Annotated in this window: 2 protein-coding genes; one reads left to right on the top strand and one right to left on the bottom strand. The window is 68.1% G+C overall.

The window, feature by feature from the left end; all coding sequences use genetic code 11:
- Nucleotides 1–19: 19 nt before the first annotated feature.
- Nucleotides 20–1,105 carry a glycoside hydrolase family 5 protein gene (locus tag GUY60_RS36680; RefSeq protein ID WP_161705831.1) on the top strand — a complete coding sequence of 362 codons (1,086 nt, stop codon included), beginning with the start codon at nt 20–22 and terminating at the stop codon, nt 1,103–1,105.
- Between the two features lie 64 nt (nt 1,106–1,169).
- Here GUY60_RS36680 and GUY60_RS36675 read toward each other — a convergent pair whose 3' ends face one another.
- Nucleotides 1,170–2,132, bottom strand: coding sequence for an esterase/lipase family protein (locus GUY60_RS36675; RefSeq protein WP_161705830.1), 963 nt, complete (start codon nt 2,130–2,132; stop codon nt 1,170–1,172).
- Nucleotides 2,133–2,576 lie beyond the last annotated feature (444 nt).

Raw genomic sequence — 2,576 nt, 5'->3', positions numbered from 1 at the left:
CACCAACCCCCCACTGACGATGAGCAGGAGGCCCACCTCCATGGCCAAGCACTCCACCGACCGCAGGCTCCCCCGCAAGGCACTTCTCGGGGCTGCACTCTCCGGCGCGCTGCTGCTCGCCGCGTCCACCCAGTTCAGCGCCCTCGCAGGGGACGACGCACCGGCCTCCCCGCAGGCCGCCCCCGCCGGTTCGGCCGTCGCCGCGAACGGGCAGCTCGAGGTCTGCGGCGAACAGCTCTGCAACGAGCAGGGCAAGGCGGTCCAGCTCAAGGGCATGAGCTCGCACGGCACCCAGTGGTACGAACAGTGCCTCACCGACGGCTCCCTGGACGCGCTCGCGCAGGACTGGGGCGCGGACGTCCTGCGTGTCTCGACGTACGTACAGGAGGGCGGTTACGAGACCGACCCGGACAAGTTCACGAAGCTCGCCCAACGCGTCGTCGACCAGGCCATCGCGCGCGGCATGTACGCCGTCATCGACTGGCACCAGCTCGACCCGGGCGACCCGAACGCCAACACCGAGTCGGCGAAGAAGTTCTTCACGGACATGGCGACGAAGTACGCGGACCAGCCGAACGTCTTCTACGAGATAGCCAACGAGCCGAGCGGTGTCTCCTGGTCGCAGATCAAGTCGTACGCGGAGGAGATCATCCCGGTGATCCGGCAGCACGACCCGGACGGCGTGGCCCTGGTCGGCACCCGAGCCTGGTCCTCGCTCGGCGTATCGGAGGACGGCGACGAGACGGAGGTCGTGGACAACCCGGTCGACGCCGAGAACATCATGTACACCTTCCACTTCTACGCGGCCTCGCACGACGACCAGTACCTGCAGACGTTGTCCCGCGCGGCCGACCGACTCCCCATGTTCGTCACGGAGTTCGGCACGCAGAACTCGGCCGGGGAGGGCGCCAACGACTTCGGCATGGCGCAGAAGTACATCGACCTGATGGAGGAGAAGGGCATCTCCTGGACCAACTGGAACTACTCCGACGACGACCGCTCGGGCGCGGTCTTCAAGCCGGGCACCTGCAACGGTGACTCCTGGACGGGCACCGGCGTCCTCAAGGAGGCCGGCATCTGGATCCGGGAGCGGATCAAGGGCTGACACACCCCCACCACCGGTCCGGGGAGCACGCTCGTGGGGGCGAGCTCCCCGGTCCGGGCCGGAGTCAGAGGGCGGGCGCCCTCGGCACACAGGGAGCCGCCGGGGCCGAGGGGTCAAGGGCCCGCTTGACAAGGCCGACCGCACGCGGGCTGTACGTCATGCCCAGATGGGCGGAGAAGTCCACGAAACAGCCGTCCTGCAAGGTGATGTTCTGCACCGTCGCTCCGGGGCCCGCCGTCATGAACGTGCTCTGCCAGGGGGTGGTGATCTCGTCGTACTTCGTGGCGATCACGGTGTAGTCGACCCCGGGAACGGTGTCGCCGTCGGCGTTGAGCTCCTTGATGAACTCGGACTTCTCGTACTGCTGGATGCCCGCCTTCCCGAGGGGCTTCTCCCCGGCTTCCAGCATGTGGAGCATGTCGGCGAGCGTCTCGATGCCGCTCATGGTGGTGCCGTGGTTGGTCGCGCCGAGCTGGACGACCTTCTTGACCTTGTTCTTCGAGGGGTCGGCCGGGTTCGCGCCTCCGTCGGCCTTGAGATACCAGCGGGACAGGGTGCCGCCCTGGGAGTGGCCGACCAGGTCCACCTGGCCGGCGCCGCTGGCGGCGAGCACCTTGTCCACGAAGGCGGCCAGCTCCTTGGAGGACTCCCTGATGTCTCCGTAACCCTTCACGGCGGGAGCGATACCCACTCCGGCGTCGTCGGTGTCGCCGAAGTCGAGGGCGTAGACGCAGTAGCCCTGAGCCTTCAACTCGGGGGACATCCGGGCCCAGTTGTTGTAGCGGTTCTCGTAAGTCCCGTGCACCAGGACGACCGGACGCGGGTGGGCGGCGCTGGGGCGGCAGTTCCAGTCGTTGGCGCCCAGCGGATCGATGTCCAGGTTGAGGATGGAATACCCGAGGGCGGGAAAGAAATTGTCCTGCTCAGGGCCGGTCTCCGCTGCCGCGGACGTGGAGGTGGCCAGGACCGTCGCCGCGGCGACGGTACAGACGGCAACGGCTGTCGTAACGGATTTGAGTATGTGCAAGACGCCTCCTGACAAGAAGTGCGGGACTCGGGCCACGCGCAAGGTTTCGCATGAGTGCCGACCAGGAGCGAACCTCGGGGTCGTTCAGTTCGCTCAGCAGCGGCTCGTCGGCGCTCAGCCCGGCCGCGACGCTACCGACCCTCCGTGATCACCGCACCGTTTCCCCGAGATCAGCCCAGACCACGGAGAGTTCACCTCGGCCTCACCCGCACGACGCCCGCCCGGTGGCAGGGTTCCGTACGGCCCCGATACGCGGACCGGTGGCGAGGAGCGGAGTCGTGGGGAGGTTGGAATGGCGCGAGGGTCACGGGTCGCCCGGCGGCTGGCGGGCGCCCTGCTCGCGGTCGCGGCACTGGCCAACTGCACGGGCACGGGCGGTAGTTCAGCTCCATCGGGCGGCGGTTCGACTCCAGCGGGCGGCGGTTCGGCCGCGAAGGACAACCC

Source organism: Streptomyces boluensis, assembly GCF_009908195.1.
Classification (GTDB): domain Bacteria; phylum Actinomycetota; class Actinomycetes; order Streptomycetales; family Streptomycetaceae; genus Streptomyces; species Streptomyces boluensis.
Note: the sequence above shows the minus strand (reverse complement) of the source record. Positions and strands in the feature narration are given on the sequence as shown.